Origin of the sequence: Erwinia endophytica, assembly GCF_009295515.1 — a bacterium.
GTDB classification, from domain to species: domain Bacteria; phylum Pseudomonadota; class Gammaproteobacteria; order Enterobacterales; family Enterobacteriaceae; genus Erwinia; species Erwinia endophytica.
This window is the reverse complement of sequence record NZ_RQVV01000056.1, coordinates 1-14,566: the sequence shown is the minus strand read 5'-3', so window position 1 is coordinate 14,566 and position 14,566 is coordinate 1. Positions and strand designations below refer to the sequence as shown.

General features: G+C 46.9%; 12 protein-coding genes and 1 pseudogene. 5 read left to right on the top strand and 8 right to left on the bottom strand.

The window, feature by feature from the left end; genetic code table 11:
- Positions 1–207 precede the first annotated feature (207 nt).
- The 3 genes and pseudogenes from EH228_RS17315 to EH228_RS17305 all read left to right on the top strand — a co-directional run bounded on the left by EH228_RS17315 (position 208) and on the right by EH228_RS17305 (position 1,605).
- Complete coding sequence (locus EH228_RS17315) at positions 208–528, top strand: hypothetical protein (RefSeq protein ID WP_420841472.1); 321 nt, start codon at positions 208–210, stop codon at positions 526–528.
- A gap of 4 nt (positions 529–532) precedes the next feature.
- Positions 533–797: pseudogene (locus EH228_RS20595) on the top strand (SDR family oxidoreductase); the annotation flags it as partial.
- Between the two features lie 151 nt (positions 798–948).
- Positions 949–1,605: an RcnB family protein gene (locus EH228_RS17305; RefSeq protein WP_152322866.1), complete on the top strand. Its 657-nt coding sequence runs from the start codon at positions 949–951 to the stop codon at positions 1,603–1,605.
- Positions 1,606–1,813: 208 nt separating this feature from the next.
- Here the strand turns inward: EH228_RS17305 and EH228_RS17300 are convergent, their stop codons facing one another.
- The 5 genes from EH228_RS17300 to EH228_RS17280 all read right to left on the bottom strand — a co-directional run bounded on the left by EH228_RS17300 (position 1,814) and on the right by EH228_RS17280 (position 7,584).
- A complete protein-coding gene (locus EH228_RS17300; protein ID WP_152322865.1) occupies positions 1,814–2,335 on the bottom strand; it encodes an RcnB family protein in 522 nt (173 codons plus the stop codon).
- A gap of 375 nt (positions 2,336–2,710) precedes the next feature.
- Positions 2,711–3,979 (bottom strand): c-type cytochrome, encoded by a 1,269-nt coding sequence (locus EH228_RS17295; RefSeq protein WP_152322864.1) that lies wholly within the window; start codon positions 3,977–3,979, stop codon positions 2,711–2,713.
- Between the two features lie 5 nt (positions 3,980–3,984).
- Positions 3,985–5,754 (bottom strand): GMC family oxidoreductase, encoded by a 1,770-nt coding sequence (locus tag EH228_RS17290; RefSeq protein WP_152322863.1) that lies wholly within the window; start codon positions 5,752–5,754, stop codon positions 3,985–3,987.
- A gap of 40 nt (positions 5,755–5,794) precedes the next feature.
- Complete coding sequence (locus EH228_RS17285; RefSeq protein ID WP_152322862.1) at positions 5,795–6,520, bottom strand: gluconate 2-dehydrogenase subunit 3 family protein; 726 nt, start codon at positions 6,518–6,520, stop codon at positions 5,795–5,797.
- Positions 6,521–7,089: 569 nt separating this feature from the next.
- Entirely contained in the window at positions 7,090–7,584 is a 495-nt protein-coding gene (locus EH228_RS17280; protein WP_152322860.1) for a DUF1198 family protein, read from the bottom strand.
- A gap of 353 nt (positions 7,585–7,937) precedes the next feature.
- Between EH228_RS17280 and EH228_RS17275 the strand changes: the two genes are divergently transcribed.
- Positions 7,938–8,036 carry a YoaK family small membrane protein gene (locus EH228_RS17275; protein ID WP_152322859.1) on the top strand — a complete coding sequence of 33 codons (99 nt, stop codon included), beginning with the start codon at positions 7,938–7,940 and terminating at the stop codon, positions 8,034–8,036.
- Between the two features lie 500 nt (positions 8,037–8,536).
- Here EH228_RS17275 and EH228_RS17270 read toward each other — a convergent pair whose 3' ends face one another.
- From EH228_RS17270 to EH228_RS17260, 3 genes are all read right to left on the bottom strand, one after another.
- Positions 8,537–9,037: an Hsp20 family protein gene (locus tag EH228_RS17270; RefSeq protein ID WP_152322858.1), complete on the bottom strand. Its 501-nt coding sequence runs from the start codon at positions 9,035–9,037 to the stop codon at positions 8,537–8,539.
- 296 nt (positions 9,038–9,333) lie between these two features.
- On the bottom strand, positions 9,334–11,451 hold the full coding sequence (locus EH228_RS17265; protein ID WP_152322857.1) for a N,N-dimethylformamidase beta subunit family domain-containing protein: 2,118 nt from the start codon (positions 11,449–11,451) through the stop codon (positions 9,334–9,336).
- Entirely contained in the window at positions 11,448–12,722 is a 1,275-nt protein-coding gene (locus EH228_RS17260; RefSeq protein WP_152322856.1) for an MFS transporter, read from the bottom strand. The genes EH228_RS17265 and EH228_RS17260 overlap by 4 nt, the downstream gene beginning before the upstream one ends.
- Positions 12,723–13,369: 647 nt before the next feature.
- Here EH228_RS17260 and ptrR point away from each other — a divergent pair.
- Positions 13,370–14,239, top strand: a complete 870-nt coding sequence (ptrR, locus tag EH228_RS17255) for a putrescine utilization regulator PtrR (RefSeq protein WP_152322855.1) — start codon at positions 13,370–13,372, stop codon at positions 14,237–14,239.
- The last annotated feature ends 327 nt before the right edge of the window (positions 14,240–14,566 follow it).

Below are 14,566 nucleotides of genomic sequence, written 5' to 3'. Positions count from 1 at the left end.
TGTTTTAGCTACATTGCCTGCAAAACATAACGACACACCGCTATTCTCAGGGGCTTTTGTCAAAGATTTGTTATCAGATAAACTTGCTGCATTCCCGTCTATACTTAGATCCACCCTAAACAATAAGGACATCCTATGCTCTGGCAGGACAGCAAAAAATCGGCACAATCCTCCCCTTCTCTTGCATCGAAATTGACATTACTCGTGATGATGACCTTATTGCTAAGCGCCTGCTCGACCAGGGAGAAAGGGATGCTCTGTGCAGGATACGTGCAAACGCTCTCAGGTCAGCCACAAGGTAAGATTGAAGGCAGAATAGTTGACCGTTTTAGCTCTTTTAGCGTGATACTGGCCGATCAACGGCTGGAAAGTGGTCCTCTTCAGTCTGCTGACCGGCAACAGTATATCCCTTCCGCAGTGACCCGCGAGGGATGGCTGGCTCAGCGCCTTTCCGACCACCGCTTCTGTGTTATTAATGCGCCACAGGATAAAATGATCACCTTCAACTGCCCATCACGGACGCTCTGAGCGGCTAACCGTGAATGCTGTATTGCCTGGTCCAACGCTTTCAGATGATTTTGCCCACTTCTTTCAGGAAGAGCTGGCGCAGGGGGCAAACCTGGAAGAACTCAGCGTGAATTTTGTGAAGGCAAACCGGCCGACGTCCATTATTCAACGGGCCGCCAGCGTAGAAGAAGTCAGTAACATGGTGGTCTATATCTGTTCCCCACTCTACTTCAGCAACCACCGGTGCCGCACTGCGGGTTGATGGAGGCGTAGTGGAAACGCCCTTCTAACGGTGAGAGGAAGTCGCAGTATTTTGCAAGGAAAGCGTAAATTTATCATTAATAAAGCGCTTCTTCAGATTATTGAACTTGTCCTGCTCCTCACGGCCCCCCAAATTAGACTTGTCAACAAAATGACAGATCCACACCATAGGGAAGAAAAATGAAAAAATCAGGAATTATTGCGTTTTCCACGCTGCTGTTTGCCACCACCGGTCTCAGCGCTTTTGCCGAAGGCCCACAGCAAAGTTCTGACGATCAACAACAACAATCGATCAAACGTCCATCACAGAATGAACAGCATGCTGCTGGTCAACAGCAAAACGGACAACACAACAACCCGTCGCAGGGGCGCAACCAGCAACAAGGTGACCAACGCGGCAACCAGTCGCAGGGGCGCAACCAGCAACAAGGTGGCCAACGCGACAATCGATCACAAGGCCACAACCGACCACAAGATGGCCAACGCGACAATCGATCACAGGGCCACAACCGACCACAAGATGGCCAACGCGACAATCGATCACAAGGCCACAACCGACCACAAGATGGCCAACGCGACAATCAATCACAGGGCCACAACCGGCCACAAGATGGTCTGAGCAGTAATCGGTCGCAGCATCAACAGCAGAACCCGGATTTCCGTAAAGGTCGCCCATTGCCGGAAAAATACCGTAGCACAGGCTACCAGGTCAATGACTGGCAACAGCGTGGTCTGCAGCAACCACCTGCCGATCATCGTTGGCAGAACGTTGACGGCAACTACGTGTTGATCTCCGTCGCCACAGGGGTGATTACGTCCGTTATCGCGCATCATTAATAATTATCGGAAAAATGAAGGGCTGGCCCGTACAGGATCAGCCCTTTTTTACTGTTCATTATCTGGTTCAGGTAAGTTATCCAATCTTATCTTTTGTTTACCGCGTTTTTCGCATTCTGCAATTCACCGTCAAAACGCAGCTGTTTGTCAGCCATTCTCGGCCCTGGGCTGGGAACAGGCTGGCACGTTAGCGCCAGCCTTAAAGGGATTAATGATGGAAAGCATTATTGAGCAGAATGGAGGTGATCACGCCTGTCGCCGCCGCAATCAGGACATAGTTGCCGTCAATATACGCCCAGTGTTCTCCGTGAGGAGGTTCAGCCAGACCGCGATTCCGCCAGTCATCGACACGGTAATTATCGTCGCGGAAATTAGGTGGCAGCGGTTCACCACGACGGAAATCATGTCCCTGCCAGGCAAAATGATCTCGCTCGTCAAAATGGCGATTCGCCCCCTGGTTATCATGCCCATGGTCGCCATGACCACCATGTCCGTCTGGGCCGCCATGTCCACCTGGACCACCCTGCCCACCGTGTCCATCCGGGCCACCGTGTCCATTTGAACCACCCTGCCCACCGTGTCCGTCTGGGCCACCGTGTCCATTTGAACCACCCTGCCCACCCTGCTGGTGCCATGTCTGTCCCGGAGGGCCATCAGCCTGAGTCACTGTAGAGAACAAAGAGCTTGCTGTGAAAACAGTCATTAGAAGTGTCAGAGTTGTTTTTTTCATGGTGATATCCTCAATTTGCTAACGGCTTATGTTGCGCCGTTAGCAAATACTATTGGTCAACAGGAATCACAAAAATATCGCCAAATATCTTAAAACCGCCAATATTACCGTACTTTACCTCAACTTATCGCATTCTTAACACTATGAGTAAATTAAGGATCTTTTCGACAGGAAAGTTTTATGTTAAGTCATGGCACATGGTCTCAAGCGCCCTTCCACCGTCCCCAATGAACACACCAGCCAATACCACACCATCCTCCCTTGAAGCATCCTCAAGGGAGTGATAACAATCCTGATACTTACCGCCGTCAGTGAACAAAAAAAAGAGAGAGGTAAGAACCTCTCTCTTCAGAAAAACGATAACATGACAACGGACTATTTCAGGGTTTTTCGGACCTTCGCAACCTGATCCGCCGTCACCGCTGAAGCCTTGTTGCTCCAGCCCTGGCGGATAAAGGTCGCCAATTGTGCCACCTCATCATCGCTCAGACGCGATTTGAAACCCGGCATGACCAGTGTCGAAGGGGATTTGGCGGTAGAAGGCTGTTGTGCCCCGGCCAGAATGGTATGAATCAACCCGGTCGGGTCACCCGCATTCACAATGGTGGCCTGATCCAGTTGTGGGAATACGCCAGGCGCGCCTTTACCGGTCACAAAGTGACAGGCTCCACAATTATCCAGATACAGACGTTCGCCAGTGGTGAGATCCTTCGCACTGGTCAGTTTAGCCTCGGTGGCACTGACCGCGTTATCCTCTGCCACAGGCACAGGTTGATTACCGCCCAGGAACTTCAAATAAGCAGCGATTGCTTTCAGATCAGCCTCAGTCATGTAAGAGGTGCTGTGCTCGATGACTGACGTCATCTCACCGCCTACCGCTGCCTTGTCATTACGGCCTGTCGCCAGATAGTCGACAATTTCCGGTTCCGTCCAGTGAGGCAGACCACGCAGGGAAGGCACTTCCCAACCATTCAGACTCCCCCCCGAGAGGAATTTATTATCGCTGCTATCGAGCGCTTTTTCGTTCATCGCCAGGCCACGAGACGTATGACAACTGCCGCAGTGTCCCAGGCTTTCAACCAGATAAGCCCCGCGATTCACTTCTGCGGACGCACCGCCGATGGGTTGGAATGGCCGGTCAGAAGTGAACGCCAGGTTCCAGAAACGCATGCCCCAGCGCTGGTTAAATGGGAAACTGAGATCGGTTTTTGTCGGCGTTTCCGCACTCGGCTGTACGCCCTTCATGAACCAGGTATAGAGCGCATGCATATCCTGATCACTGATTTTGGCATAATCAGGATACGGCATCGCCGGGTACAAACGTGTACCGTCCGGCAGCACCCCTTTGCGTACTGCATCAGAGAATTGCTGCTCACTGTAGTTGCCAATACCGTGATCTTTATCTGGAGTAATATTGGTCGAATAGATCGTGCCCAGGCTCGACTCAATCGCCAGACCGCCAGAAAACGCCGGTTTCCCTGGGATCGAGTGACAGGCACCACAGTCGCCCAACCGGGAGATGTACTCCCCCTGCTTCAGTAAGGCCGCATCATTGCTATCATCGGCCTGCGCCGACAACATATAACCCGCGCTCAGCAGCATTGTGTTGGCGATTAAAAAACTCTTCAGTTTCATCATCTTCATATCGCTTATGCCTGTACCAGTGGGCCGGGATTTTTAAGATAAATATCTTTGATGGCCTTCGCTGCCATCAGCGACAATGCGCCGATAGTATCCGTCGGGTTCGCCTGGAAGTTCTGCGGGAATGCATTTCCTCCTGGCACAAAGACGTTATGCACATCCCAGCTCTGCAAGTACTTGTTCAATGCTGATGTTTTTGGATCATCGCCCATTATCGCGCCACCAACATTGTGGGTTGATACGTATTTAGTCAGGTCAAAATGCGCATCCATCGGCAGGAAACTTTCAGTGACGCTATCCGGATTGAGCTCCTGGGTAATATTTCTCACGATACCCTTTAGATACTGCTGGAGCTTGAGTTCGTTCTGTTTCCAGTCAAAGGTCATGCGCAGCAGCGGATAGCCATGCTCATCTTTGTAGTTCGGATCCAGGTCAAGATAGATATCACGATAAGATTGACAGGAGGTGGTGATACTGATCTTCATCGAATGGCCGTACCACTCTTCCAGGCCTTCTTTCCAGCCGGTTCCCCAGGCTGGTGTGCTTTTCGGTAACGAAGCAGCAATTGGCGTGCCGGTCGCCTGGGAACTGTGAATTTTTGCGCCACCGATAAAACCCAGTGACGGACCATCAAAGTTGCCTGGCGAGATGTCGTTAAACATCTGTCCGGTCGCCCCCGCCGTCGCAAAAGGATTGAAGTTTTTATCTTTGAAAAACAGCGTCGCGCTACCATTACTCAGGAAAGCATAGTTACGTCCCACCACCCCTTCTTCCGTTATCGGATTATAAGGCTTGCCAATACCGGACAGCAGCATCAGACGGACGTTACAGAACTGGAAGCTGCTCAGAATCACGATTTTCGCTGGCTGAAAACATTCGTTACCCTGTGCATCGATATAGATTACGCCTTTGGCGGTTTTCTTGTCGTCATGCAGCACCACTTTCATCACATTGGCATGCACTTCGTAAGAGAAGTTATCCATGCGTTTCAAGGCATCCATCACCGCGGTTTGTGGTGAAGCTTTTGAATAGTTCAGACACGGGTATTTACTGCAAAAACCGCAGTAGTTACACGGTGCAATCTGGTTGCCGTAAGGATTGGTCCAGGCTCGGGAAACGCAGGCTGACGGGTTCGGGAACGGGTGATACCCCAGCTTCTTCGCCACCGCAGAAAACATGGTGGTATTCAACGTATCTTCCAGTGCTGGCAAGGGAAACGGCTCAGAACGCGGTCCTTCAAATGGGTCGCCGCCTTCCATAATCTGACCACGCAAATTACCGGTATTACCGGACTGTCCGCAAATGTGCTCAAACTTGGTGTAATACGGCTCAATTTCATCCCAGGTGAGCGGGAAGTCTTTGATGCGCATATCGTCCTGCAGAATACCCGGCTTATAGGCCTGATCTGCGTAGGTTTTCAGTTTCAGATCCGTCGGTGTCGGACGTATCAATACCGCTGTCCAGTGCAAACCTGAACCACCAACGCCCGTTCCCGGTGCGAAAGCCCCCCATTTACGCGTTGGGAGCGCTGTCTCACTCATGTTATAGCGAACGGTGACTGCCGCCTCCGCCGGTGTCGCCATCACTTTGTTACGCACACCGTAGGCATATTCATCCGCCGGTTTTGGGTAGAGAAAATCGTCATAAGAGCGGTCACCGCCACGCTCAAGCGCTCGCACTTTCAGGCCAGCCATAGCCAGCTCAATACTCATTATCGACCCGGCCCAACCCAGGCCAACGACCACAACGTCGACTTCTTCTTTATTTACAGTTGCCATCTTAAATCCTGCAATCTTCAGAAAATGTATAGGAGCGCACTCAGGCGCGTTCGCCCTTGATGCTTACCGGACCAAGCGGATACGGAATGTTGTGCTGCTTAACCCATTCGGTGTAGCTGGCGCGCGCACCTGGGAAACCAATCGCAATCCACGCTTTCATCCCTTTGTTGCCGCCATACATCGGATCAGCAAGGTAGCCATGTTTGGTATCCGAGAGAAGTTCGCTGAAAAACTGCGATCCTTTCAGAGAGCTTTCACCTAATTCACTGAAGTTGATGGTGTTCTTCTGAACCTGAGTCAGTACGGCATCTTTATCCGCATCTGAAAGTTCATGAAACGATTTCTGATGATGAGTCTGGCACCAGCCTTCGATCAGCTTGATACCTGTTTTATAGATCTGTTGGGGGCGGAATGGGATCTGATACCCCATAGTGGCTGGAGCATTAACATTGAACGGTCCCTGCAAGAAGATTTCTTCACCGAAATCGCCATGCATCTGCTGATCAATGAAAATCGGCACATTAGTCTCTAACGCGCCTGGCGCCTTACCTTTGCCGCCAGCCGGGATCAAACGATCACAGGCAGCCATGATAAATTGCCATTCATTGGCGGAAAAAAAGATGGGTTTGTAATCAGCCAGGTCAGGCGCAGCCATTTCAGCAGCCTGCGCTGCCGTTAGTCCCCTGAGTACCATATCGCTGAGTGGTAATGCCAACAGCGATCCTAATAAAAACTTACGGCGAGTAGTTGCTTTTTGAAGGAGCATAACATTACGACTCTCACATGATAATAAAATGTAATTTGAGTTAATAGATATAGTTATTGGTGAATCTTTGGGTAATTCTATGGATGGTGACAATTCAAAATGTAAATATTTAAATAAAAATATTTATAGTTAAGCATTTATCATGTTAGATACACTTAAAAAAACAAATGATAAAATACCATTTATGATTAACAATAGTATATACCCCCTGTTTTTGTGCTGGTTTAGAGCCGTTCTTCCCTGCAATCATCCGGAAATAATTTCACTAAGTAATAGTAAAATCAGGAAACAAATTTGAAAAAATCGCCTAATTCCGGATTTTTAATTTAAAAAAAACTCGCACTAATATCAATTAGTTATAAGAAGGTTACTTTTCAATCAAATCATGCTAAAAATACGGCAGATTGCAGGAAAGCAGCAGAGACAGAAAAGGGAGCCTGATGAGCAACATGTTCAACTAAGTGACTCTGCTGATCGAATGTAGCCAATGATGGGTATAGTCGGAAAAATGCAAAACGGCCAGAAATTCTGGTAATAGCGCCCCGCAGAAGAGAAAAAGAGTGAACGATTTAGTGACGATTCACACACGAGTGAATGGAATAGACATTGCTGACTTCAGCGCAATGAAGATCTTCAGAAGCAGAGAAACGAACATTATAGCGTAAGCGAAAAGCATGCATTTCCTGCGCATCGGGTTCCAGTTCTCTCAAAAAAACCAAAGCAAGGCGGACATGCTCACTGGAGATCTCCGTCGGGAAATAAGCTTTGCGCAACACATCACGCCAAAAAGCCATGTTTTCTTCTGATTCATCAACGATGAATACCTGATAAATCAATAATACACTGGCTGCATTGCTCAAATGCGCTTCGGTATCCCGCGCCAGATAAGCGACAAACTCTTCTCCTGCCGTGCGCCCCATCAGGTTAATCAACGATTCTACCCAAACCGGTTCAAGGTTCAGCCGCTTCGTTAAAGCACGTGAAGCCCGGCGTGTCTGCGAATTAATCACGCGAAAACCAATAAAAAAAACCACCGCCAGGGTCAGGAACATCAGCCAGATCATTAATCGTCCAGTAGAGCACCGCGTAGTAATACGGATAAAACAAGAAAGGCCGACAGAATAACAGCAGCCCGATAGCCAGGCAAATCCCGGCAGGCTGAACAGGGCCGAGGTATCGGTATCCAGGGGATGAAGCGATGGACAACAACGAAAACGATATCGAGCTGACTTGTTTAAGCATTTTCGATATCTTGTAATAAGATAAGTGGCACAATCACGAATTGGGGGGATAAAGTGAAATACCTGATTATACCAGCAATGTTGATTATTCTGGCTTTAATCGCGGTTTTCTTTATGATGACGGATAGCCGCTACCCTTGGTAAGCTGCAGATTAACCTCATTGCAGGAGCAAAAGATGAAAATTGGCTATTTGTTCCCGGCTGCGGTCGGTATTGCGGGTGTTGTACTACTGGTCTGGTTTATCGCCAGCGGTGCCTGGATGCCAGGTACCTGAGCCATATCCGTCAGCGAGAACGAGCCACCATAATCTGAAGCGTGGCCGTTCTCAATTGAAAACGCCCTGCTCCTTTAATATTCCCACGCCTTATTGGATACAGAACACCGCAGCATCAACTCAGGCACCGACAAGCGTAACCAAACTACAGGCAAAGTGGACTGAAGTAATATCCGAATAAGCTGAAGTATGGCGGATGAATGGGTACAAAAAGGCAAAACTCAGAAATATCTCAGAAACATTGGAGTTTAATAGCACCAATGATTATTGTAGTCTGGTTCTGCATACAATTTGTTCGATAGCCCTTCAGCACTGCCCGCTTTGCGGGCTTTTACCCATAAATATCCTGTCCTCTTCAGATTCGCGATCAGATTATTCCTACCATGCTGAGAAAAAAACCGCATTCTTTGAACAACGCCAACGCGCCACCGATTGGTGACATTAAATAACCCCGATGAAAATCGGGGCTATTTAATGTTGTCAGGATATGGACGATTGGATTAATTCAACTCATCAGCGTGATGCTCAATCACCTCCCTTTCAGTCGCTACTGCATCCTTACGAATATCAATACTGATTTTCTTCGGTTTCTCACTCTCAGGTATTTCATGATAAAGATGGATCGTCAATAAGCCACGTTCAAGCCGGGCTCCCGTAACCTTTACATTCTCTGGAAGAGAATAAGTTAACTGGAAATCAGAGCGATTAATTCCCCGGTGTATCCATTTATCCTCATCATCCTTCTCTTCAGTCCCTTTTTTACCATTAATGGTCAGCTGTCCACCCACCGTTTCGATTTCCAAATCATCTTCTGACCAGCCCGGTACACTAATCGTTAAATGGTAATGCGTGTCATCACACTGACGAATATCATAAGAAGGGGGAGAGACCCGCTTTTCATCGTCAGAGATCTGACTAAGGAGGCGATCAAATCGATTGAAACGGTCTGCAACACCAGAGTCAACAAAACTGGGGAAAAATGACAATTTTCTAAGCGCCATGATTTATCTCCTGAATTATCCCATATATTCAAAAGTTCACGTGGGAGCGTTGTCAGCTTGACCTGCTCATCCAGATAAGAACGGTTTGATACATTTCAAGTCTGAATGACGAAATTTTTTTCGCCTGCAATTTAAACAGTGCATCTGTCTGTTTTAACCGGTTCACTCCAGCGGCTCACGCTCGGTCAAGAAAGCGATATTGAACCGCCCTTGCAGATAAAATAAACGCCACAGCGCGACAGCCTTGCTGAGCAGATACAACGTTCTCAACAGAGACCTTACCCAACACACCCTCCCTATTGACTGCCCAAAATCGGGGTATTTATGAAGCCATCCAATAAATTTCTTATTAACTGTGCGACATTATTATCACCATTATTTACCGGTAACCCACCGCAGAAAGTAATAGATCCCACGGAGAAAACACAACCATGGCCGGGTTCGCCAATCATCACCATATCGGACCGGACCCCCGGATTATATGTCGCATTCAGACGGTTAGAAACTTTCATAATGTCTTCTGGTATGGTTACAAACCACTCACTATGTCCAATAGCAGAGGCCAGAATAACCGTGGACTTGGGTGTACCCAGTCTGTAGTCTACGCGGTCGATTTCATCACCACTCGTACCATTCATAATTAAACCGAAGTCACCAATAACGGACTGCCTGATATCCTTAAAGATCCAGGCATATTTATCCTGGTATGACACCGCGCTGCGAGTGAATCCAGGCGTAGTCTCATCCCAGCCGGCACCGCCAATACCTACGCCAAAAAGTTTATGGGCGCTACGGCCACGGGTGCGCCATAATCCGCCTAATTCACCGGTTGATGCATGATATCGTTCACCCGGCTCACATTCCCAATGTCTGAATCCTTCCGATTTGCGTACTTCAAGTAAATAGGGCGCATCACTGAAACCGGTGGTAACCCAATAAAAACCATCACCTCCCAGATACATCAGATTACCGCCTGAATGGTAATAATCCTGCCAGGCATCAAGCATCTTTTCACTGCAATATTCCGGCTGGCATCCACTTAGCACGGCTTTATATCCATCAAAGGCCTTACTTCCAACGGCATCTAAATAGTGCTCAGAGATAACATCAAATTCATAACCAAACGTGGTTAAAAACCAGACAATATATAAATCAATTGGAAAACGACGAGGGCCACTAAACCCCCAGAATTGATAATCAGGACGATAGTTGGGGATCGGACGGCGAGAAGAGGTATAAGCAACTCCAGAGCCATCATTATGGCGATCATAAACGCTTTTTCCCCACTCAGGATTTTTGGTCAACAGATCTTCACATACCCCACGATTAAGCGGTAATTTACTGGTTTTATTGTAATCCCCTTCAGTCAGTCGCTCATTGGCATAAGCCATATAGGTATAGGTTGGCAACACAAGCAAAACTGGCTTTTGATCAACCACCTTGCCAGGCGTAATAATGATCGGGATTAAATCATCACGTAAATCTTCCGCATGAAGCCGAACCGCATAAATACCACTTGCAAGATCTTCAGGAATAACCAGGGTCGCTGCGACGGGCCAACATGCATCTGACAGATCATCATCATGAAAATGAATCGCGTTATATTGCTCTGGAACCTGCGTCCAGTCATAACATTTCGCTTTCCATTGCGGGCCTGTGACTGCCCGCTGCGGGGCATTGATTAAATCCAGTCGATTCTGGCATTGGCTTGCCGTCATCGCCGGAACAAACTGGCCTTTGATGTTTGTTGAGAAATCCCATCCGGCGATCAGTACATTACCACTCGAAAATTGTGGATTAGAGATTTTCCCGTTAAAGATCCCCGAAGGAATAAAACGTCCATCATCTGGCGCACCGCCTGCCGCAGCAATGATAATATGACTGTAACCCTTTAATACCACCCCATTACCGGTAAAAATTTTCTCCGTTACCGTATTACCGTCTAAAATAAGAGTGATTTTTTCCTCACTGAGAGTAACGTTGATATTTATCCACTGATGAAAATCCAACGTATCACTTTCGAGCAAAACATTATCTCTTAATACTAACATTAAGCGAGAATGATTATTGATCGATAAGCGAACATCCAGACCAGGCAGCCAAAATATTCCTTGTTCCACATCATTTTTTGACAACGTGGGATATAATTCACAAACAAAATTTAAGGCCCCCTTAAACGCGACATCAACTGCACAATGTCCATAAGAGCCGATAGCCGTTTTATGCAACTGAGGTTTTATAATTTGCTGAGGAACATTCTCAATGATTTGATACCGCAGCCCTGGCGCTTCAGGGCGATCATCGCCATTAATTAACCTGACAAGATCAATGCTGACCTCAGCGGCATCACTGCTCACCATCACATCCAGTTTATCACCAGGTCGACAGTCAAGTTCTGACAAATAACCAATCATTCCGCCCCCTCAAAGAGATTTTTATGCGTTTCCAGGTACAGTACCGATAAGAATGAACAGAGCGAGATGACTGAGAAAAATATGGCCAACGGCATCCAGCTACCCGGTATGTTATGGGAAAGAAGCGCGCCTACCATTGGAGTAAACCCACCAAAAACTGCGCCAGCGAATTGGTAAGAGATAGAAATCCCCGTGTAGCGATAGCGCGTGGGGAATATTCCTGATAAATATCCTGCAATGACCGCATAGAAACTACACATTGCGATCATCCCCAGGCTCATACCCAGCGTTATATAATGGTAGTCTCGTGTATCAACTAAACTGAACATGGCATAAGGTACCACGACTCCGGCGAATGAACTGATCAGCAACATTCTACCCGCACCAATGAACTTAGATGCCCATGCGCTGACCGGTTGCATTAAAAATTGAACGATAGCGGCAATAAACAGACAACTTAGAATCGTTTCTTTTTCAAGTTTCAACGTTTGTACACAATACGATAGCATGAAGGTATTAATAAAGTATGAACCGGCGATACCCAATGCATTACTGAAAATTGTCACAATTAAAATTTTAGGTTGGCGGAGCCAGACTTCTTTCGCCGGTTTATCTGACAATTCATTTTTCTCTTTTACTTCAGTAAAATCAGGTGATTCATTAATGCCCAAACGTATAAACAAACCAATAGCAAGCATAACAATACTTAACAGGAATGGAATACGCCAACCAATCGTCATGATAAATTCATTATCAAAACCGGTAATGACTTTGAATATGAGTATTGAAATAATCAGACCCGCGGGACTACCCAACTGAGCAAACGATGCCATAAAGGTTCGATTTCCTTTTTCAGCATGTTCACCAGCAATCAGTACAGCACCGCCCCATTCTCCCCCCACGGCAAGCCCCTGGATTAATCGGAGCAGGATTAATAAAATGGGTGCCCAAATACCAATGGATGCATAACCTGGTAGTAACCCAATTAGAAATGTCGATATCCCCATCATAGAAATAGTAATCAGCAAAGATTTTTTACGGCCGACTTTATCCCCCAAACCGCCAAAAAGCACAGCGCCTAACGGACGCGCAAGGAAACCGACGGCAAAAGTCGCAAACGATGAAATAGTACTGATAAACTCATTATCAGAGGGGAAAAATATTGCTCCAAATATTAATGCCGACGCGGTACCATAAATATAATAGTCATACCATTCAACCATTGTTCCGATAAATGAAGCCATTGAGGCTTTGACAGGTTGCCTTTTCATTCCACCCTCTTAAATTCATTTAGAGCATAATGCTCATGAAATATAATCCACCATCCCAAACGATAATGAATAAAAAATTAGAAAAATAAAAATACGATCTTGAGTTTATAGTAATCAATTATCCATAAGTGCTATTATTTTAAACAATACTAATTTCTTATAAATCAAAGTTCATTCAATAAAATTTAACTTTCCCTGACAGTTACCATGTCAAAAAACACATGTAAGAAAAAATAACAACACCCACTGACCAATCCATTCTCGTCCTGATGCTCAGCCATTATCGTGTTGCCGATCTCTTTATCTGTTTCGGCCAATCATTTGCGCTATTTTTTTGAAAATTTCGCATATCACTGATGACTGAATTACCGTCCCCATAATTCTACCGAAGATAAATCATCGAATATCCGCAGCCCATGGTCTCGCACACTAAAGACATAGCTGACGAGTCATCCGCCATTTAATGGATTGGCGGAAACGACGAGGGTTACTGACATTAAGGTTCTCAACCTTCAAAGTGACACCATCCTTCATCCCGGTGCTTTCCTGCGTTTGCATGTTGAAAAATCCACCGTTTTAATCTAAGAATGTGGGAACATTTTGAATAGTGAATAATTGAGAAGGTAACATTCTCTCCAGGAGATGGTTTGGACATCAGTCAATTAAAAGTTTTTTGCAGCGTTGCGCGTGAAGGATCAATTAGCCAGGCGGCAAAGGTTCTGCACCGGGTACCATCCAATATATCCACCCGACTCAAACAGCTTGAGAATGAACTGGGGACTGATCTGTTCATTCGTGAAAAACTACGGTTGCATCTCTCAGAGCAAGGCAAAATTTTTCTGGAGTATGCTGAAAAAGTTCTTATGACTCTGGATGAAGCCCGCGAAGCCGTGGTCAGTTCGGAACCCAAAGGAAGCTTCAGCCTGGGGGCCATACTGAGCACCGCAGCGGTCAGGGCTCCCGATATCCTGGCGGCTTATCATCAACGTTACCCACATGTCGAATTGGATTTCTCTACCGGCGCCTCAGACGATATGGTCAATGGTTTACTGGAAGGACGCCTGACTGCCGCGTTTATTGATGGACCGATACCGCATCCTTTACTGGAGGGGATGCCATTGTGGACGGAACAGATGATGGTGGTTGCAGCGAAAAACCATCCGCCAATCACCTGCGCGAAAGATGTCGCTGGCGCACAACTCTATGCATTTCGCAGAGTCTGCTCCTATCGCCGCTATTTTGAATCGTGGTTCGAAGCTGAAAATGTCCGTCCTGGCAAAATATCCGAAATGGAGTCCTATCATGGTATGTTGGGATGTGTCAGTGCTGGAGCCGGATTGGCATTAGCGCCGCAAAGCATTCTGGCTACCATTCCTGGTGCCCAACACAACCTCAGTATCTGGCCGCTTAAGGGAAACTTTCAATCAACGCAAATCTGGCTATGGTGGAAGAAAAACACCCGCTCCGCTAACTTGCAGGCACTGCGATCTTTACTGCAAGAACGGGTTCATAATTAGCAGAACCGAGCCTGGCAGCTAATGAAGTTGTACAGGGATACAAACGTTGCCTTGCACAAGGCAACTGGTTGGCGAGGTTTCGATGATTGAGAGGGGATAACAGAACCATGATTGTCAGGCGACAACACTTTTTACGTAACGCAGTAGAATTATTGACTATCAATAAATAATTGTTCTTACTGGATAAATTATGAATAACGGCCTCCAGATTGCAATATCTCCAGTACAGCTTGCCGCCGTGACCTGCCCCCAATAATTAAGCCGACACTTAACTAGTAACATCGTTTTGAGCCGTATCATTTTTGCCACTGCGATAGTTTGCAGCGA